Annotated in this window: 13 protein-coding genes; 1 reads left to right on the forward strand and 12 read right to left on the reverse strand. The window is 60.5% G+C overall.

Annotation, left to right across the window (positions count from 1 at the left end):
* Positions 1-368: 368 nt before the first annotated feature.
* The 10 genes from BM177_RS16355 to BM177_RS16400 form a co-directional block, all read right to left on the reverse strand.
* Positions 369-2,585: a PAS domain S-box protein gene (locus BM177_RS16355; RefSeq protein WP_175492654.1), complete on the reverse strand. Its 2,217-nt coding sequence runs from the start codon at positions 2,583-2,585 to the stop codon at positions 369-371.
* A 628-nt stretch (positions 2,586-3,213) separates the two neighbouring features.
* A complete protein-coding gene (locus BM177_RS16360; protein ID WP_483129253.1) occupies positions 3,214-7,293 on the reverse strand; it encodes a DUF4082 domain-containing protein in 4,080 nt (1,359 codons plus the stop codon).
* Positions 7,294-7,410: 117 nt separating this feature from the next.
* Complete coding sequence (locus tag BM177_RS16365; RefSeq protein WP_139223681.1) at positions 7,411-7,890, reverse strand: hypothetical protein; 480 nt, start codon at positions 7,888-7,890, stop codon at positions 7,411-7,413.
* Between the two features lie 250 nt (positions 7,891-8,140).
* Complete coding sequence (locus BM177_RS16370) at positions 8,141-9,235, reverse strand: glycosyltransferase family 2 protein (RefSeq protein ID WP_139223682.1); 1,095 nt, start codon at positions 9,233-9,235, stop codon at positions 8,141-8,143.
* A gap of 24 nt (positions 9,236-9,259) precedes the next feature.
* A complete protein-coding gene (locus tag BM177_RS16375; RefSeq protein ID WP_091685811.1) occupies positions 9,260-10,396 on the reverse strand; it encodes a DegT/DnrJ/EryC1/StrS family aminotransferase in 1,137 nt (378 codons plus the stop codon).
* Positions 10,396-11,361, reverse strand: coding sequence for an NAD-dependent epimerase/dehydratase family protein (locus BM177_RS16380; RefSeq protein WP_091685813.1), 966 nt, complete (start codon positions 11,359-11,361; stop codon positions 10,396-10,398). Before BM177_RS16380 ends, BM177_RS16375 begins: the two co-directional genes overlap by 1 nt.
* A 61-nt stretch (positions 11,362-11,422) precedes the next feature.
* Entirely contained in the window at positions 11,423-12,058 is a 636-nt protein-coding gene (locus tag BM177_RS16385; RefSeq protein ID WP_091685735.1) for a NeuD/PglB/VioB family sugar acetyltransferase, read from the reverse strand.
* A gap of 7 nt (positions 12,059-12,065) precedes the next feature.
* The gene (locus tag BM177_RS16390; RefSeq protein WP_091685738.1) at positions 12,066-13,190 is read right to left on the reverse strand and encodes a DegT/DnrJ/EryC1/StrS family aminotransferase; all 1,125 of its coding nucleotides are present in this window, start codon (positions 13,188-13,190) and stop codon (positions 12,066-12,068) included.
* Positions 13,187-14,215, reverse strand: a complete 1,029-nt coding sequence (locus BM177_RS16395) for a Gfo/Idh/MocA family protein (RefSeq protein WP_091685740.1) — start codon at positions 14,213-14,215, stop codon at positions 13,187-13,189. The genes BM177_RS16390 and BM177_RS16395 overlap by 4 nt, the downstream gene beginning before the upstream one ends.
* A gap of 85 nt (positions 14,216-14,300) precedes the next feature.
* Complete coding sequence (locus BM177_RS16400; RefSeq protein ID WP_091685742.1) at positions 14,301-14,777, reverse strand: acyltransferase; 477 nt, start codon at positions 14,775-14,777, stop codon at positions 14,301-14,303.
* 657 nt (positions 14,778-15,434) lie between these two features.
* Here BM177_RS16400 and BM177_RS16405 point away from each other — a divergent pair.
* The gene (locus BM177_RS16405; protein WP_091685745.1) at positions 15,435-16,262 is read left to right on the forward strand and encodes a WecB/TagA/CpsF family glycosyltransferase; all 828 of its coding nucleotides are present in this window, start codon (positions 15,435-15,437) and stop codon (positions 16,260-16,262) included.
* A gap of 215 nt (positions 16,263-16,477) precedes the next feature.
* Here the strand turns inward: BM177_RS16405 and BM177_RS16410 are convergent, their stop codons facing one another.
* Together BM177_RS16410 and BM177_RS16415 are read right to left on the reverse strand one after the other, a co-directional pair.
* A complete protein-coding gene (locus BM177_RS16410) occupies positions 16,478-17,815 on the reverse strand; it encodes an O-antigen ligase family protein (protein WP_139223683.1) in 1,338 nt (445 codons plus the stop codon).
* A gap of 132 nt (positions 17,816-17,947) precedes the next feature.
* On the reverse strand, positions 17,948-20,266 hold the full coding sequence (locus tag BM177_RS16415; RefSeq protein WP_091685749.1) for a GumC family protein: 2,319 nt from the start codon (positions 20,264-20,266) through the stop codon (positions 17,948-17,950).
* Between the last annotated feature and the right edge of the window lie 343 nt (positions 20,267-20,609).

Consider the following 20,609-nt stretch of genomic DNA (forward strand, 5'->3'; position numbering starts at 1 on the left):
ATTCGTCATTATGATAAACCACAACTTCCATGGAATTACTCCTGCCCCGCCCCCGCCAAATCCAAAAAAAACAAATTGATACGTGATGAAAAGGGCGCCTTCGAAATTGTTTCTGTAAAATTGCTACGTATCCGGAAGGCGTTGAAGGCCAATGCCTTCGACCTTCCGTAATACGTATTTATACGTACGAGATAGCCGCGGAAATGTAAAGCTGATTCTGAAAGTTATTTATCAGGCGTTTCCCTGACATATAACGCATTCCCTGAATCAATTGCCGGTTGCGACAATGAACTACTTCAACCTTGCGCCAGCACGGCAATATGTCTACCTGACGCCCCAGAGTCATCCGGTGGCCGCGCGAGACCAGGTTATCGCCACTTCAGCGCGCCGGCTTCGCCGTCCGTCGCCTCGCGCGACGCCAGCGGAATCGTAAAACTGAATGTCGCCCCTGCCCCCTCGTTTGAACTGGCTGTCAGTTTTCCTCCCTGCGCTTCGATCATGGAACGCGAAAAAAAGAGGCCGACTCCCATGCCGGAGGCTTTCGTCGTGACGAACGGCTCAAACAGATCCGCCGCCGCTTTCTGAGAGAAGCCAGTCCCGCTATCGCAGAGATCGACCCGGATCTCTGTCTCGTCCGACCATGTCGTCACGATGATCTCGCGCGTGGCGCAGTCGCCGATCGCGTCGATGGCGTTGCGCAGTAGATTGCCGAGCACCTGTTCGATCTGAACGGCGTCGGCGAGGACGATATCGTCTCGCGCGTCGAGGTGAAGGCGTAGATTGATCCGGCATTGGTCCGCCATTTGGTTTATCACCAGACAAGCCTTTTCGATCAGATCGTGCAGCTTGACGTTCGTCTTGTTGGATTCACTGTGCGCGATGAATTCACGCAAACGGGCGAGGATCCCCGCCGCACGCACAATCTGATCGGTGGCGTCCGACAACACCTTGTTGATGCTGACGGGGCGCCGCTGCGGCTCCATGCCGGCGAGATGGCGCGCCGATTCGAGGAAAGCCATTCCTGCCGCGAGCGGCTGGTTGAGTTCGTGCGCAAGACCCGCCGCCATGGCCTTGAGAGACTTGACGCGCTCGGCGACGTTTTTCTTGATCCGCGCTTGCGCCGCCTTGTGCTCGGTCACATCTCGCAAATAGCCATGCCACACCAGGCCCTTGCAAGGATCCGCTTCCGGCGAAGACTGCCCCTCCAGCCAGATCAAGCCCTTTTCGGGATGATGGTAACGGAACTCCTCGCGCCAGGCGCCGCGCGCCTGAATGGCGTCGCGAATGGCCGCTACGAGATGATCCAAATCGTCAGGATGGACAAACCGGAAGAACGGCTGCAGATCGAGTCTGAGTTGCTCCGGGTCCAACCCGAGGAGCGCTTTCGTCTGGGGCGAGGCGTAAGGGATTGACTGCTTGCCCGCGCTGTCCTGAAAAGAGGTGAAGATCACGCCGGGAACCGTGGCGATGAGGTTTCGAAATCGTTCCTCGCTTTCGCGAAGCACCTGCGCGGCTTGCGCTCTTGCCGTGACGTCGCGCATGATGACCGAGAACAGCGTGCGCCCCTCAACGCGCGCCAGGGAGATCGAAGCGTCGACCAGAACCTCCACGCCGTCGGAGCGAAGGGCGAAGATCGGGTCACGGCTCTTGATCTTGCGCATTGACTCGCCCGACTCGCCGAAACGCAAGATATGCTGCTTATGCGCCGTTCGAAACCGCTCGGGAATGAAATGGTCGAGTGATTTGCCGATTGCGTCCTCAGCCGGATACATGAACAAGGCTGCGGCCGCCGAATTGAACAAGACGATCCGCTGTTCGTCATCGACGCTGACAATGGCGTCCATGGCCGTGTTTATGATGGCCTCGAAGCGCTCCTGACTTCGGCGCAGCGCATCTCCGGCGCGCTTTCGAGCGGTGATATCGCGGACATTGAACTGATATTCAGCGCCTGCGCCGTCGCAGCCTGGCAAAAGGCGGATCGTCCATTCCAGCCACCGGCTCAACTCGGCGACGCCGTCTTGTTGAAGATGCTTGGCGACAGGATCGCCCGGCGTCAGGGAGGCGCAAATCCTGCGGAGGCCGTCACGTTCCGTTTCGGGAACGAAATCATAGAGGCTGGCGCCTTCGAGATCCGCCGGCGCGTGGCCAAAGCCTTGCGCAAAGGCCGTGTTGACGAAGGTCAAGGTCCCGTCGGGAAGGGACAGACAAATCATCTCGGCCTCGTTCTCGACGATCGACCTGCGCTTCGCGTCCCGCGCCGGGGGCTTGGGATCGCGCTGCGCGCTGAGTTCGCGCCGTGCGACAGCGCGAAAGATCGCTCGCCGGAGATCGCTGGCTTCGAGATGCTCTTGTGGAAGCCATTCGTGCGCGCCTTTTCGCAAGGCAAGACATTCGGTCGCTTCGTCGCCATCCATCAGCATCACAATCGCCGCGGGAGGCGAGCCTCGCTCCGGCGCCAGCTTGTCCAGAATCCTGAAACCTTCGGTTGCGGAGCGGCCGCAAAGGAGGACGACGCAGTCCGGGCTTGTGTGCGGCGCGTCCCGACGGCCTTCATCGATCACAATGAATCGGGGCTCGCTGAGCATGTGTCGAACCGGGCGCGGGCTTTCGGAATCTGCTTCGATGATAAGGACGCGAATCGAACGCATTATTTTTCACACGCGATAATCACCGCTTTTTGGAAAAGGAGGCGGTCCAAGCCTTTATTGGCCTTTCAGGCGGGCCGCCCTCGGCCCGGCTCAAGACTTTCTGTTCGATACGCCTGGCCACTTATCCGCAGACAATAGCCGTCAGGCGTCACGATGCCGCAGATCGGACTGATCACAAAGCAAAATTTGAGAGGCCGAAGATTCCGCGTCGCACCCAACTCGTATGGATCAGACGGATGCGCCCAAGCTCAAGCGAGGACGTGACCACGAGTTGGCAGTTTTCAGCCGAACGTTGCGCTCCGGAGTGTCAGTGATGCTGAGCAATCCTTTACGGCGGACGCTCACGCGTCTTTCAGAGCAACGCCCTGCGGAAACGACCTGCCCTCGCGGATCGGCTTCGCGGTCCGAGGCGGCTCGCAGCCCCTCGCCTGCTCCACGATGAACGACGTCCTGGGAGGCGATTTTTCTGTCAGAGGATCGATAAGATGTCGGGGCGGCCAGCCCCGACATGATTTATAGCTGCGGATTTAGAACCGTGCCGGTCCGGACCGGCCCCGAGGCCGGCTCACTGGAACATGACGTCGACCCAGTAGTTCGTCGCGTTGAAGCTGGACGTCGGCATCGTGGTGTTGCCGCCATATGCATAAACGCCGTTGCCGCCGCTCGCCGAACTGCTCGGCGCGGTCAGGGGACCGCTGGAATAGGACGTCGCGAAGTAGTTGGAATCAGCCGAATAATTTCCGCTGGTGTGATAGGAGGCGATATAGGTCGCGCCCGCCGTGATCGGAACAGGATTGGCGAACGTGACCGATTGCCATCCGCTCGCCGTTTCCCCGGTGAACAGCGCGGTGGCGAGCAACGTCCCGGTACTCGCATTCCACAGCTCGGCGGTGTGCGAACCGGTATTCTGAGCCCCCTTATAGAAAAGCACGCCAACAATATTTCCAGCTCTCGTAGCCGAAAACTTGACCCCAAGCTCCACCGCGCTCGGGTCGCTGACCGACACGATGGCGGGCACGGACGTCGTCGGGAAGAGGCTGACAGTAGTCGTCGCCGTGTTGATGACCAGGGTCAGAGATGCAGACCCGGTGCCAGCCGTGTTCGTCGCGCTCAAGGTTACGCTGGATGTCCCGGGCGCCGTCGGCGTACCGGAGATGATTCCGGTCGTCGTATCGACAGTCAGCCCCGTCGGCAGTCCAGTCGCATTGAAGCTTGACGGATTGTTGGTGCCGGTAATCTGGTAACTGAAGTTCGCGCCGACGACTCCTGTCGCAGACGAGACGCTGTTGATCACAGGCGCGGCGAGGCTGCCATTCGGCGAGAACAGCACATCGACCCAGTAGTTGCTCGCATTGTAGCTACTGGCCGGATACTTGACCGTGCTGCTGTAGACGTACACGCCATTTCCGCCGCTGGCGGCGCTCGAAGGCGCGGTCAGGAGCCCGTTGGTATAGGGCGTGCTGAAGAAATTGCTGTCGCTCGAATAATAGCCGCCGGTGTGATAGGAGGCGATATAGGTCGCATTAGCGGCGATCGCGACCGGGGATGAGAAAACAACGGTCTGCCAGCCGGTTGCCGTCTCGTTGACGAAGGTCGCGCTGGCGAGCATTGTGCCCGTCGAATCCCACAATTCGCCGGTGTGCACGCCGGTATTCTGCGGGCCCTTATAGAACCTGACGCCATTGATATTGCCGGCCGAAGCGGCCGAGAATTTGAACCCGAGTTCGACGGCGCTCGGATCGTTCACCGTCACCACGGCCGGAACGCTGCCCGACGGGAACAGGCTGTAACCGGATGGGGCGGCGCTTATCGACAGGGACAGTGTGGCCGCGCCGGTGCCATTCGCGTTGGAGGCGCTCAACGAAACGCTCGAGTTTCCAGCCGCCGTCGGCGATCCGGAAATGATTCCGGTCGTAGTATTGACAGAGAGACCGGCGGGAAGTCCCGTCGCATTGAAGCTCGTCGGACTATTCGACGCGGTGATCGCGTAACTGAACGGCGAACCGGCGACGCCGGTGGCCGACAGGGCGCTGGTGATCGAGGGCGCTGCGGGGACCTGGATGGTCAGCGCCAAGGTCGCAACCCCTGTTCCCGCGGCGCTCGAGGCGCTCAATCCGACGCTTGACGTTCCCGCTGCAGTTGGCGTTCCAGAGATGAGTCCCGTCGCGGTGTTGACCGAGAGGCCAGCGGGCAATCCCGTCGCATTGAAACTTGTAGGACTATTGGACGCGGCGATCGTGTAGGAAAAAGGCGCGCCGACGGTGCCGCTGGCGGTCAACGGGCTGGTCACGACCGGCGGCTGCGGGATCGCCGAGAACACGGCGTCGACCCAATAATTCTCGGCCTGATAGATTTTCGTCGGGAATGCGGCGGAGGCGCCGTAGACATAGACGCCTGCGTTCGCAGGCAGGGTCAGGGGCCCGACAGTGGTCGCCTGGTTGAAATAGCCCACGGCCGCCGAATAGAAGCCGCTGGTATGATAGGAGATCGTATAGGTCGCGCCGGCGCTGATCTGCACAGGCGTCGCAAAATTGACCTGCTGCCATCCGCTCGCCGTCTCATTGGCGAAAGTTGCGGTCGCGAGAAGCGTCCCTGACGCATTCCACAAATGCGCCGTGTGGGTTCCAAGGTTAATCGAGTTTTTATAGAACCGAGCGCCCGTCACGTATCCTGTGGAAGAGGCGGAAAATTTCATGCCGAGTTCAACCGAAGTGGCGTCCTCGGTCGTCTGAATGTCCGGGACGTTCGCCCCAGAGAAGGCGGTCGGTCCGTTCGCTGTGACGCTGACGCTGACCCCGGCCGACGGCGTCTCCGTGTTGACGCTGTCGTCGGTCGCACGTGAAAGGAGTTTTGTGGTTCCAGCTTTTACGTTCCAGCCATAGGTCCAGCTTGTCGTTCCGGTCGCCCTGCGCCAGGTGGCGCCGCCGTCCACCGACACCTCCACGCCGGCGACCATGCCGCCCACATCGCTGGCAACGCCGCTGATCGTGACGTTCTGGCCCTCGGCGAACATGGCGCCAGCGAGCGGCGAATTGATCACGGAGGCGGGCGGCGTGACGTCCGTCGACTTGGACGCGAGGACGAGCCCTGACTGCAGGGTCGCAGGTTGAACGCCCATATCCGCGAGCATATTCACAGTCGCCTGCTGAATGTCAGGATCGGTCGGCGTCGTCGGCCCGTCGTCATTGGGGCTGAGCCCCCAGGCCCAAAAGACCGTGCCGGCGCCGAACACGAGAGCGCCCTTCGTCGGATCCTTGTACAAGGTCAGGTTGTGGGTGGCCGTGCCGTTGCCGACCATCGTCCCGTAATCGAGAAGCCAGGTGCTGACGCTCAGCGGAGTGGACGAAAGATCGATGAGGCCAGCGGGAGCGAAGCCATTATCTGGCGACACGTCCCATTCATAGCCGAGAATGTTTTTTGTGAGCGTGGTGGTCGCGCCAGCCTTCGCCTTAGAGACGTGCGTCGAATTGCGCCAGAAACGCAAACCGCTGTAGGCGTAGGGCACCGTGATCGAATCGGACCTGTAGGAGTCGACCTGGAATATCGTTCCTGTGAGACTGTTTTCGGGTCGCCCGCCATCCGCGGGCGGGCTGAATCTCGGATCGCGCCAGGTACCTGTCCAGGTCGACGGATCGAGCGGATCCGTCGGCTTCCCAGCGCGGGTCTCCTTGTAACAGACAAGTGTGCGGTAGGGCGTGCCGCTACCGTCGATGCTCGGCTCCCAGCGGGTTTTCCAATAGACTTCATTGCCGCTCATGAAGAAGAGGTTGACCCCGGCGGCGCGCGCCGCCTCGACATTGGCGCGGGCGACGGTGTCCCAATATTCGTCGTGACCGGTCGAGGTGAAGACCTTGTGATTGAGCAACAGCGAGCCGTTGCGGGACGTGTCGACTTCGGACGCATAGGAGACGTCGTAACCGTTCTGCTCCAGCCAGAAAATCGCCGAATATTCGGCGGTAAAAAGGAAATCCTGCGGGCCGGCGTCCGTGCCGATCGCGTCACGCGTGACGAACGGACGATTATAGCTGACCTTGAAGGCGCGACCTGGAGCGGAATCTCCGCCGGGACCATTGCCGCCGTAAAGATTGGCGCCTCCCCAGCCGTTGTAGGCCTGCCACGTCGTATCCGATGTTTGGAATAAAATAGCGCTCGTCGATTCGTCCGCGCGGACGATAAAGGGAATATGGTTCTGATTGGCGGTGTTGTTCAGATCTGTGAGTTTGGCGATATAGACGCCCGAAACCGCGCTGGCGGGAACAGCCCATGAGGCCGACACCGCCCAATTGCCAGCGTCAACCTCTCCGGTTGCGGCGTTGACGATCGCCGCCGGCTGATTTTGCGCCCTCGGCACGGTGATCGTGGTCATTAGCCGCGCCCCGTTGCCCTGATAATAACCGAGGCGATAGATGTCGATCTTCCAGTTGGTCGAAGGCGTGTTCACCTTGAAAGTGATCGTGGAGCCATGATTGACGCTGATGTCCGTGGTGAAACCTTGAAGCGAGGTCGCGCCCGGCCCGTTGAGATCCCAAACGCTGTTGGGAGTCCCGGACAGCAGATTTTCCTGGACGATGGCGTTTTGCGCGAACGCTCCGCTGGCGCCCAACGCCGCCGCGAATACAGCCGCAATCAATATGCGAAAAATCAGTTTCATGACCTTGCGTTCCTTGAAATCCGCCAGCGCTTCGATCAAACCTCGTCAGTCGATCGCCGCTTTTTTATAATTTCGGGTGAATCTTTCGGGGAAAGGAAAAACAGCCCCTGCCTACCTTGGCATCCTGGGTGGGCTTTCATCGCTCGCGACCTCTTCAGTTTCCTCCAGCGGAGGGAACTGATCGAAATTGACGCGCCGCGCGAAGTGAACGGTGGTTTCCTCGATGTCGCGCAGGGCGGATGAGCTCAAGCATCCCTGGGATCTGGCCGCAGCAAGCGTCGCCCGGAAATTCTCCAAATTCTTCGGCATGTTCGCCTTGATCGGGTCGGCCTGAGACTTCTCCGTTTTGGCGGTGACGAGATTTGAAGCGACGCCCGAAGGATACGCCTTTCCGATAAAATTCGTCCGGTGGGTAAAATATGTGTTCGCGTCTGCCGCGACAGTCGCCGCAAAATTGCTGAGGTTCGCGGCGATCTGACCGCACCCGCCGCCAGTTGTCGCTGCGCTCTTCGCCGGACCGATGCCGCCGCGAACCGCCAGCAGGATCGCGATCAAGCCAACAAGCGCGAGTGCCATCACGGTGCGTTTCAAGACAGGATCCTCACATTTGACTGGATTATTTACCATATCATAATAGAGCGGCGCGGCCAATCACCTAAATGGGTGAGTTACTACATGCGATCATTGTAGTTATCCAACACTATTCATCTTCTTATTCCACATCCTCTGATATGAATTTGCTTCTATGAGATTGCTTCGGCTTTGTGTTGGTTGATGAAATTCAATAGTTCAGCCGACGATTTCTCGTACACAAGACTTCCGCACTCCGGCGCGACGGGTTTCAGGGCGTCCGCTCGCGAGTCGACATGAGATGCGCGCGCACGATCTCGTTGGGTCTGCCGCTCGCGCCGCGCAGCCCGGCGGAGAGGCCGCGCGCGGCGGCTCCGACGTTCCCGAAGGCGAACAGCCGCGCAAGGTTGGCGATTTCAAGAACCTCGATCAGAATCGTCCACGCCAGCCAATTCGGATAATAGCGCCGAACGAAGGCCAGCCGATTGCGAAAATCGAGATAGACGGACAGCTGCGAACGCTGGCGCCAGGAGCTGGCGCTTCCGATCGTCGTCCCTCCGTCATGGACGACGATCGACCTGTGAGCGTAGCCGACGGGCCCGTTCCGTTTGGCACGAAGTCCCCAATCCAGATCCTCGAAATAAAGAAAGTAGCGTTCATCCATGACGCCGATGCGCGCGATGCAGTCGCGGGTGACATACATGGAAGCGCCGGAGGGGGCGTCGAGACGCAGGTCCACCTGCTCGGGGTCTGGCTCGACGCTGGCCGAAGCGAGCCTGTCGACGAGCCTTGTTCCCGCCCGCCATTTGCTCCAGGCAAGCCCGCGCGTGATGACGATGTCCGCGGACTCGCGCGGGCGCAGCCGGCTGCCGACCATCCCGCGTTCATGCGCCGCCGCATACCGGACCAGCTCGCCGAGTGCGGCGGGCGCAGGCTCCGTGTCCGGATTCAGCACCCAGACGCCGGGCCATCCCGACGTGCGCAGGAGCGGTTCAAGAAAGGCGTTGACGCCGCCGGCGTAGCCGAGGTTGTCGATCGCCTCGCCGATATGGACGCGGATCGGCCGCGCCGACGCGACGGCCCGCAAGCACAATTGCGTTACCTGGACGAATCGCGGCGACGCAACCATCGGCGGCGCGAGATCGGCTTCGCACGGACCTCCCGGTCCGGTCAGACTCGCAACGAGGCGATCGAAGGCGTCGCGGCCGCCGTTCTCACAAATGAAGACGTCCATCGGCGGAGACTGATCCATCCGCCCGATCGCTTCGAGACAGGCCTTGACGTCGGCCGCGTTGCGATACGCCACGATGAGGACAGGGATGGCGGACTCGTCTTTTGAGGAAGCAGGGACTGATTCTTGCTGCATGACGACCTCCGATTCACCGGGCGATCACGGACGGCACGCCGCCGCCAGCGCAATCGCCACCCGTTCCTGCTCCGCGGGCGTCATCTGCGGATAAAGCGGCAGAATGATCGAGCGCTCCTGGGCGAGTTCGGAAAGCGGCAGCGGATGATGCGGCGCGTCGTTGTAGGCGGGTTCGCGGTGGCTGCACATGATCCCACGGCGCGTCGAGACGCCGTCGTCCAGCATGCGCTGCATGACCGCGCGCTGGTCAAGCCCGTCGCGCAGACGCACGCAGTAGCTTTGCCAGTTGCTGCGGGCCCATTTCGGTTCGGTGGGCAATTCCACGCCTGGCGTCCCGGCAAGAAGAGCCCGGTAGCGATCCGCCAGCTCGCGCCGCGTTTTGATGATGTCAGGAAGCCGCTTCAGCTGCTCGCGGCCCACCGCGGCCTGAATGTCGGTCATCCGGTAATTATATCCGAGCATCGGATACGATTCGAAGATAACCTCGTTCGCTTTATGCCGAACCGTGTCCGGGACGCTCATGGCGTGTTGGCGCAACAACCTCACCCTGGCGTCCCAATCGGCGTTCGCCGTGGTGATCATGCCGCCGTCGCCCGTGCTCATGACCTTGCGGGGATGAAATGAAAAACAGGCGATGTCGCCGTGCGGTTTGCCGATCCTCTCCCATTCGCCCCGCCACAGGATTTCGCTGCCAATGGCGCAGGCGGCGTCCTCGACGACCGGAATCCCATGGCGGCGCGCGACCTCGACGATCGCCGCGAGGTCGCAGGGCATGCCGATCTGGTGCACGCACAAGATTGCGCGCGTCCTGTTGCTGACGACGCTCTCGATCGCGGCGGGATCTATGTTGTATCCCCCACGCTCGATATCCACGAAGACCGGCGTCGCGCCGCAATAGCGGATGGCGTTGGCCGTGGCGATGTAGGAATGACTGACGGTGATGACCTCGTCGCCGGGCCCGACGTCGAGGGCCAGCAGCGCGAGATGAAGCGCGGCGGTGCAGTTTGCGACGGCGCATGCATAAGGCGCGCCGACGAACGCCGCGAACTCCCGCTCGAACGCCGCCACCTCGGGGCCTTGCGTGATCCAGCCGCTGAGAATCACGCGCCGCGCCGCGTCGGCTTCCGGCTCGCCCATGACCGGCTTGATGATCGGAATCATCATGCCGCCGCGTCCTTGTTGGCGCGCCACCACCCGACGAGGCGTTCGAGTCCATCATCGAGGTCGACCTCGGCGCGGAAGCCGAGCAGACGCTCCGCCTTGCTGGTGTCGGCGAGTCGCCGCGGAACCGGATTGACCTTGCGCTCTTCGCCATAGTCCGGCCGAAGACCGGACCCCATGACCTGGAGCAATCCCGCGGCCAGTTGATTGAGGCTGGTTTCAACGCCGCTCGCTACATTGAACACCTCGTCGTCGACGTCTGACTCAAGCGCCAGGATGTTGGCCCGCGCGACGTCCTCGATATAAACGAAATCCATCGTCGTCTTGCCGTCGCCGAGGATCAGCGGGGGCTGACCTTGCGAAATACGCTCCATCCAGCGGATCAGGACCTCTGTATATTTACCGTGGATGTCCATCCGGGGACCATAAACGTTGAAATACCGCAACGCGACATACGGCAACCCATACATATCATGGAACGACCGCAGCAGACCCTCGAGCATGATCTTGCTGGCGCCGTACCAGGTGCGATTGTTATAGGGATGATGGTCCTCGCGGGTCGGAAACGAATCGGCGAGACCATAGATGGAAGCCGATGACGCCGCGATCACCTTCTTGACGCCGCAGGCCTGCGCCGCCTCCAGAACGTTGTACGAGCCGTCGCACATCACGCCGAGCGCCTCCCGCGGCTCCGCGGCGCAGGCCGTGATGCGCAGCGTCGCCATGTGAATGACAGCATCCATTCCGGCGCTGGCCTTGTGGATCGCTCCAACATCGCGGATGTCGCCGCGAACAAGCGTGACCCGCGGATCTTGCAGGGCGGCTTCGACATTCGCGAGAGTGCCTCGATTCAGGTTGTCGAAAATGACAATCCGGGCGGGCGCGTAATCGCGCAGCAGCAGGTCGATCGTGGTCGAGCCGACGAGCCCGCATCCGCCGGTCACCAATATGTTCGAATCGTTGATCTTCATCTCTGCCTTTCTGGCCTTTCTGCGTTCGATCGTCCGGGCGGCGGCGCGCCGGCGGTTATCGAATGGCCCTGGCCGGATTTCCCACGAGAGTCGCGCCGGGCGCGACATTGCTGATCAGGTTGCTGCCAAGGCCGAGCATCGCGCCGGCGCCAAGGTTCAGATTGTTCATGATGCTGCAGCCGCTGCCGATATAGCAGTTTTCGCCAATCGTCACGCCGCCGGCGATCGTCACGTTAGAGCCGATCAGACTCCAGTCGCCGACGGTTGAATCATGGTGGATCACCGTGTTGGGAAGGATGCACACATGATCGCCAATGGCGCAATTGCTGGTGAGCACCACGCCCGCCATGATGAGGACATTGCGGCCGATCGTCGCCTGCGGCGCGATCTTGGCCGATGGATGAATAATTCGTGCGAATCTGCCGTCCTTGACGTTCAGTCCGGCGATCACCTGTCTGCGCGCCCGGAACGATGTGGGGCTTCCCGGAACCGCGAGAACCGAGGCGTCCGGAAAGTCCTCGAAGGCGCCCCGTCCGAAGACCGGGACGCCATACGTTGACGTTCCCTGTTTCGTCAAAGTGTCGTCGACAAAGCCAATGCAGCGATAGTCCTCGCCGAGGCAGTCCAGGGCTTCGAGGCCGTTCCCATTGCAAGGAAATATGAGCAATGGCCGTGGGTCGCGCGAAGCCATTCCCACCTCAGGCGCCGGCCGCGCACAGGTCCGACGTCGCGGCGAGCGATCTCACCGCCTCGCTGACCTGCGCGCTTTGCGCCTCGGTCAGTTCGGGAAACATCGGCAGCGACAAGACTTCGCTCGCCGCTCGCTCGGAATGAGGAAAGCGGCCGGCGGCATAGCCGAGATCGCCGAAGGCGGGCAGAAGGTGCACCGGAAACGGATAATGGATCCCGGTCTGAACGCCCTTCGCTTCGAGCGTCTCCTGCCAGACCTGTCGGTGTGCGGTGCGAATGGCGTAGACGTGATAGACGTGCCGCGCGTAGGGCATCGCGACCGGAGTGCTGACGCCGCTTTCGGCAAGAAGGCGATCATAACGTTTGGCGGCGGCCCGTCTCGCTTCGGTCCAGCGCTCGAGGTGACGCAATTTGACTCGCAGCACGGCGCCCTGAATCGCCTCCATGCGATAATTGTATCCCTTGAGCACGTGATGATATTTCTTTTCCGCCCCCCAATCGCGCAGCATGCGCATCGTGCGGGCGAATTGCGGATTGCTGGTCACGATCATTCCGCCTTCGCCGCAGGCGCCGAGATTCTTGCCGGGATAGAAGCTGAAGCAACCCATGTCGCCCATGGATCCGGCGCGCCGTCCCTTGTATTCGGCGCCATGGGCCTGGGCCGCATCCTCGATCACGACGAGGCCGCGCTCCCTGGCGATCGCCAGGATCGGGTCCATGTCCGCCGGCTGCCCGTAAAGATGCACCGGAACAATCGCCTTCGTGCGCGGGCCGATCGCCGCGCGGATCTGGGTCGGATCCATTGTGAACGTGCGCGGATCGATGTCAACGAACACCGGCGTCGCGCCGGTATACTGGATCGCCGAGACCGTCGCGACGAAGGTGAAGGGGACGGTGATCACCTCGTCGCCCGGGCCGACTCCCGCAGCGAGGAGCGCGAGGTGCAGCGCGCTTGTGCCCGTGTTCACGGCGACGCCCTCCTGCGCTTGGCAGTAACTCGCGAATTCCGTCTCGAACGCCGTCACTTCCGGGCCAAGCGTAAAGTGGCAGCTGTCCAGCACGCGCTGGATGGCGTCGTTGATTTCAGTCCTGACGCCCGCGTGCTGGGCTTTTAAATCGACAAACGGAATCATACGTTTCTTCCCTGGCGTTCAAGTTGGATCGTTTCTCCGCGCCTGAGCATGGACGCGGTGGCGGCCTCGATAATTTCGACGACGCGCAACCCGAGGAGCCCATCTGTGACAGGCGTTGTACTCGACTTTATACAATCCACGAAATGATCAGCGGCCACCCGCAGCGCCTCGCTCGTCGCGAGCTTCGGCGCCCACATGTCGCCCGTGCGATAGCCAACGCGGAGCTGATAGATCTCCTGTGGGTCCTTGGCGAACTTGACCCCGCAATCGTAGACTTTGACCTTTTCGGACGTCGCCATGTCGTCGTACACGATCATTTTCTTGCTTCCGCCTAACAGGATCTGGCGAACTTTGACCGGAGCGAGCCAGTTCACGTTGGCGTGAGCGATCGCGCCCGACTCATAAAACAGACTGATATAGGCGAGGTTCTCCGGCATACCGGGGAAATGCGTCACTCCGCTCGCCGACACGGCCGCCGGATGCTTCCCCATGATGTAGTCGAGAATCGAGAAATCATGCACGGCGAGATCGGAAATGACGTTGACGTCATGCTGAAAGAGCCCGAGGTTCACGCGCGTTGAATCATAATAATAGATGTCGCCAAGGTCGCCGCTGGCCACGATGTCCCGCATCTTGCGGATCGCCCCGGTGTAAATGAATGTATGGTCGACAAGCAGCGTCAGCCCCCGCTTTTTCGCCTCTTCGGTGAGCTGGCGCGCTTGCGCGGAGGTTTCCGTCATCGGCTTTTCGAGCCAAACATGTTTTCCGGCGCGCAGAGCCGCCAGCGCCAGGTCGAAATGGGTGCTGACGGGAGTGGCGATGGCGACGGCGTCAAGATCTGGATCGCCGAGGATGTCGTCGAGACGCGCCGCCGTCTTGACGCCCGGATAGCGCCTCTTGGCGAGTTGAAGCTTTTCCGGATCGGGGTCGACGACGACGTGAAGCACGGCGCCCGGCGCTTCCGCGAAGCTGCGGACGAGGTTCGTCCCCCAGTAACCGTATCCGATGACGCCAATGTTGATCATGACTTTCCCGTTTTCCAATTAAGACTCCTCGGCGGCGGAACGATCACCAGCCCACCCCTCGGTATGCGTGCGCAATCCGGAGCGATCACTCCGGCACGCGCCCACGCCGCGTCTCCCGTGCGGGGACGCCGGCCACCGTCGCCCTGTCGGGAACATCTCTTGTGACCACAGCCCCTGCGCCAATCAGAGCCCCTGCGCCGATCGTGACGCCGGCCAGAATTGTCGCGTTGCTCCCGATCGACGCCCGCGCCTTGACCTGCGTCTTGACCAGGCGCCAGTCGCTCGCATTCTGCAGGCCGCCATCCGCATTGACCGCGCTTGGATAGATGTCATTGGTGAACATCACGCCATGACCAATGAATACGCCGTCCTCGAGTTCGACGCCCTCGCATATGAAGCTGTGGCTCGAAATCTTGCAATTTTGGCCGACCGTAGAGCCGCGCTGGATTTCCACGAAGGCTCCGATCTTGGTTCCAGCGCCAATCGAGCATCCGTAGAGATTGACCAGCGTCGGCTGAAAGATTTGCACATCCGCACCAAGCACAACATCGTCACCAACCAAACCAAACCCTCCGTGGAGCTACAGCGTTGTAGATTACCGCCGGCGAAATGGCCGGAGCTCTCGATGCCTCCCACGACGTTGACACTCAATCGCCGTCAAGACTTTCTGCTGCGTCACAAAACCGGACGCTCGTTTTATGGGAGGCCCCTTATCGCGAACCCTTACGCAAAAATCCGGCGGGGAGCGAAAGGAAAGCCACAGGTCTACATTAAAATTCGGACTCAAATATCTTGTTCGCGATTCGCAACCAGCCGCGCCGAAACGCGATCACTGGCGCGCGCCAGAGCGCCAACCGGCGATCCGCGGCGCGACAACTCGCGTTACAACTAGATAACGCAGGCTCGCATCTAAACTTTCGCCCCGGAATAATCAGTTTCACGCGGCGATCTATCGCATTTTACACATGCGTTCAAGTCTTCTCCATAGAAGTCATAATACGTTTTATACGCCGTCGCGCCGTCGCGCCACTCCCAAATGGGTGAGATTTTTTGTATTTTAACATATAATACTGTCTAGTTTATATTGAAATATCTCTAATTATATTCATTACTGTATAAACATAGTATTTGACATGCATGTACATCGCGTACACTGTCTATTTTCAAATCTGCTAAAGATGATGATTTAACATCTACAAGTCTTACTTGGGAGGGTCATATGACGCAACTTGACGTCGTGGGGCTGGCTATGCATAGCGAGCCTCTGGCCGACGAGAACTTCCTTGGTCTGCCGTTCGCCTCACTCGACATGGCTGAAGCCGTCAAGGTGGTCGAGCAGGCGTCGCTAGGCGGCGCCTGGCGTTATGTCGTCACACCAAACGCCGCCCATCTGGCGCGGTTGTATAAAGGCGATGCGAATCTGGAGCGAATCTATCGCAACGCATGGCTCTGCCTTTTAGATAGCCGTGTGATCTCGCGCATCGCCCGACGGGTTGGCCTGAGGCCCCCGCCTGTAGTGGCCGGCTCCGATCTGTGCGAGGTTCTCTTCCGCGAAGTGATATCTCCGTCGACGCCAATCTGCGTCATCGGCGGCGACGACAGCTGCATCAACACGATCAAATCCCGGTTCGCCCTCACCAACGTGCACCACATGAATCCGCCTTATGGATTCTGGCGGAGCGAAGAGGAAGTCGCAAAGGCGGCGGCTTTCATCGTGGCGAGCCGCGCAGACTACACATTCTTGGCGGTCGGATCGCCGCAACAGGAAGTGCTGGCTGCGCGAGTCGCCGAGATCGGCGGCGCGCGCGGTGTTGGACTTTGCGCTGGCGCATCGATCCAGTTTTTGTCAGGCGCCCAGAAACGCGCGCCGCGCTTCGTTCAACAGATGGCTTGCGAATGGGCTTACCGCCTGCTCCAGGATCCGCGCCGCCTCGCGCGCCGCTATCTGGTGGAAAGTCCGCTGGGCGTTCTTTTTGTGTTGCGTCATGCGCTCCGTCGACCTGACGCCGGGCGATCGCTCCGCCGGCGGGATGCGGCGGGATATTAGGTAGAATGAATGTCGGCGGTTTCCTGACCGGACGAATATGCGGTGCGACTGACTGGTGCTGACAATCAGTGCGCTGGTTGGTTTACGATACCGGCTGATCAAGGGCGTCGGCCGGCATTGCTGTTTTCGACTAATCTGGGACGCAGATCAGCATCGCGCTTTATGTGGTTTCCCGCGTGATCCCGTTCACCGGGACAACAACGCCTCCCGCGGCGTCACGCATCCTCGTCATCGGCGAATGTGAAATCCAGATCATCGAGACTTGGCTGATCAGCCGCAAGCCCGCCAAGATGCGCTCGCAATCCCGCGAACATGCCCATCATGAACCAAGTGCAGCCCCAGAAATGCACAGTAAAGCCAAGGTAGGCGATCAGGAATGTGATGATTCCTAAGCCGACCCCAAGCGATTGCTCCGCGAGCGGCAATTCCTCGCGTCCTGAGACGCGGAGCGGCCGACTGCATGCGCCGATGACGACGACCGCGATCAGCGCGGAACCGACGATCCCGAACATCATCGCGCTCCGCAGCCATACTGAATCGACCGTGCTCGGCATCCAGGCCTCGCGCGCCCAATCGTCGAGACCGATCCCGAACAGCGGATTTGCGAGCACCAGAGACCCTGCCACCTGCCAGATCACAAGCCGGTACCAGGAGGTCTGCGGATCGAGCGTGAAATGCTGAAAGATGAACGCAAACGGACTCGGATGCAGCGTGAACACCAGCAAAGCGACACTTCCGCCCGTCACTCCAAGCGCCAGCCAGCGCGAGGGGAAGTGCGGCGTTTGCCGCCGGAAGAACAAGAGGCCGAACCCCATCAACGTCGCCAGGATCGGGGCCGAGGAAACAGCCGAAAACAACCCCGCCAGGCAGCAGATGACCGCGATCCAGCGCGGAACACCTCGAAAAACCGAAAGCGAAAGGATGGCGCCAAAAGAAGAAATGGATCCGAGCAGGATGGAGTGCTCCTGCGCGCCGCGCGCGCGCATCAGGCCATGCCGGAATTCAGGGTCCAGATCTCGACCAAGATGCGTGAGCATGTCGCCAATCCGGTGAATTGCGTATTGACCGAATAAATGGTCAAGGGGGCCAAGCAACGCGGCGACCGCAAGCGCGCCGGCCATGAATCGCGCGACCGCTACGGCCGCGCCCGGCTCATTGGCGATCGTTCGCATGACAAGGTACGAGCCGGCAAAATCGAGGATCAGCGCGCTGGAGCCGACCATCGCACGCGTGAAGCCCTGGCTGACGGCCACCGCCAGAAACATCCATATCGACAAAGGGAAGATTGCATAATCCGATATGCTGGCGTGAAACCCCGGCCTGGTCGCCTGCCGGATCGTCCGCACGAGAAGCAACGGGAACGCCACCAGAAGCAGGACGCGGGGCAGCGTGAGGAACAGGCCGCCGACCTGCAAATACAGCTCCTCCGGCAAAAGCACGGCGACGACCAGAAGCGCCGGCAGGAGCGGAAGCTTGGCGAGCCCCGCATTCAGAGGGCCGGCCTCGGCGTCATCGTCCGGCAAGGCGCCGGGAGACGTCAGATCAACATTCATGACGCGCGGCTCGACGACGAAAGACAAAGGCAGGGTCCTTGGCGCGTGATGGCCGCCAGTTCATTTTCAGCGTGGCGCAGCTGCGGATCTCCAGGGCGCGAAGCGCCGCGCCCGATCGAGCCGCGCAAAAGACTAATACGCATCCTGATAGTATTTTTCGCCATAGGCGAAGTGCTTGCTGTACTCGTAGCCGTAGGATTTCACGACCTCGAGATCGACCTTGTTAAGGACGACCCCGATCACGTGGCCCTTGTTGAGATTGACGCTGGCGGCCGCCTGCGACACAAGCTCGCGATCCGTCTTGTTCCATTCGACGAGGATGATCGTTTTCTTGGCGACCGCGGAGATCAATACGGCGTCCGAGACGGGAAGGACCGGCGCGCTGTCGAGAAGGACAAAATCGTAATATTGGGAAGCGGCGTTCACCATCTCGATCATTTTGGACGATCCGATAAGGTCGACAGACGAGTCGTCACACGTGCCCGCCGGCACCACCGTCAACGACGTGCCGGGACATCTGTGCGCGACCTCGGCCCAGGAATTTCGCTCAGCCAGGAGATCGCTTAGCCCTTTTTCATGCGTCAGATTGAACAATCTTGACGTCGTCGCATGGCGAAAATCACAATCGACGAGCACCACGCGCGCGCCTGAAAGCGACGCTGACAGGGCAAGAGCGCCAGCGAGAGTCGACTTGCCTTCGCCGGGAAGAGAGGAAGTGATCTGAATCACATTCTCTGTCGACTCTTCATCTCCCTTGCGCAACCCGAGCCGGATCGAGCGCAGCGCTTCGGCGAATTGGGAAAACCGGTTTGCGACAAGCCCTTTGATAAAAACGAGGTCAGCCTCAGCTGGCTTACCTTTGACCTTATCCTCCGGCGCGTCGTCAATCTTATAGCGGGGGACGGCGGCCAGCATCGGCAGCTGCAGCGATTGTTCGACCTGCTTCGGCGTGACGAACGCCGACGTCCGCATCCGGTTGGAACTCAACCGCTCGGCGGCGAAGGCTGTGGCGAGGCCAAGCGGCAATCCCAGCAGAAGGGATCCCAGGAAAAAGTAGGGAAGCCGCGGAAAGCTCGGAGTCTTGGGCGCATGCGCAATCTCGAAGATGCGCGCCTCGGGTTCCTGAATCGTCTCGCCTTGCTGCAGCTCCTTAAGCTTGTTCAACATCGAGCTGTAGACTTGACGGTTCGCATCGGCGACGCTCTGCGCCTCCCGCAATTTCGCCTGCCCCTCGGAGTTCAAAGTGTCGCCGGCGGCCGGCCCCGCCCGTGTTCCCGTCAGTCTTTTGAGCTGCTCCTTCAAGGCGTCGAGATTATTGCGGGACGACGTGTAGTCATTTTCAAGATTCGCGATGATGCGGCTCACCTCGGCAGCGATCGAGGCGTCGATCGCGCGCAGGGCCTGTTCCGCGCGGACGGCGACCGGACGGGCCTCGGCGAACCCTCCCTGAGACGGCAACGGCTTCATCTCGGCGAGTTTCCTCAGCAACGAGGCTTGTTCGCCACGAAGCGCCGAGATTACGCTCGATCCCATCACTTCCGGAAGGCTTTCGGCGTTGCCGCCGGATTGCTGGACGTGACGCGCCTGTTCGACTTTGGCCTGTTTGAGGGAGAGCTGTGTTTCCAAGCCGCCGATCGCCGCATTGAGATCCGTGATCTGCTGGCTGGCGATCGTCGAACTGCCGCTTCCGTCGGTCGCCGTCAGACCATAGGCGCGGCGAATCTCGGCGACCGCTTCCTCGCTGCGGATGACTTCCTTCCGAAGCTCCGAGAGATTGCTGACAAGGCCATCCGAGGCGCGCCGCGACGTGTCGCGCTTTGACTGCATCTGATCGTTGATATAGGCCTCGCTCACCGCCTTGGCGAGGCGCGCAGCCTTCAAGGGGTCACGGGATTTGACCTCAACCTTGACGATGTAGGACGCCCCGTCGCGAGTCACGGACGTCGCGCTTTGAAGCCGCTGCACCGCCGTTTCAATCGGATCGTCGTGATCCCCGGCAAGATTTTTCGGCGGCGCGGACGTCACCTGCTGACCCTGGAACAAAGCGATAAATCTCTGCAGCAGGCCTGGCTCCCGATAGGCGAATTCCGGATCTTCATCGAGCTTCTCGGACTTCACCAGCCGCTCGAGCAACCCCGCCGACTGGATGACGGACGCGACCCCCGCGATCTTGGCGGCGTCAACCGCGATCGCAGAACCGAAGTCCGTTCCAGGGCCAATCGAACCCGGCGTTTTAGGGTCGATCATTATGGTCGCGGTCCCGGTGTAGCGGGGCGTCAACGAAGCAAAAATCGCCATGCCCGCCAGCACGACCAGTAAGGTCACGCCGCACACGACCCGCCATCGCCGGGCGAACACCCCTGCGAGCTGGCCAAGACTCAGACCCGCAGCTTCGGGCGCCGCCTGTGCGCCTTTACGCTGCCCGACCCTCGCCGGCGCATAACCACTCATCAACTACCTCGTCTTCGTTTTGGCTTTGTTTAGGGCGCAACCGCTCATCGTAGTCTTAGCTATGAATGGAAGGAATAAAAAACAAGTCAAGATCAGCAGACCAAGAAACATCTCAACTTTGGGTGAGACTCCAGCAAACCTCAATCTTAATTACCTCTTGTTCTTGATCGGCATGTTAATGTCAATGTTCCAAATGGGTAAACTATTCACTTGCCAATGAGCTGGGATGATACCAATGTCCGAGCTAAAGCCTTGTGTCCCAGCTAGAGCCTTAGTCCCCCCTAGGAGATCAGTTGCAAACGCGACATGCCGCGCGATCAACAACATTATAACAATAAAGATT

The sequence above is a fragment of the Methylocapsa palsarum genome (assembly GCF_900114285.1).
Classification (GTDB): Bacteria; Pseudomonadota; Alphaproteobacteria; order Rhizobiales; family Beijerinckiaceae; genus Methylocapsa; species Methylocapsa palsarum.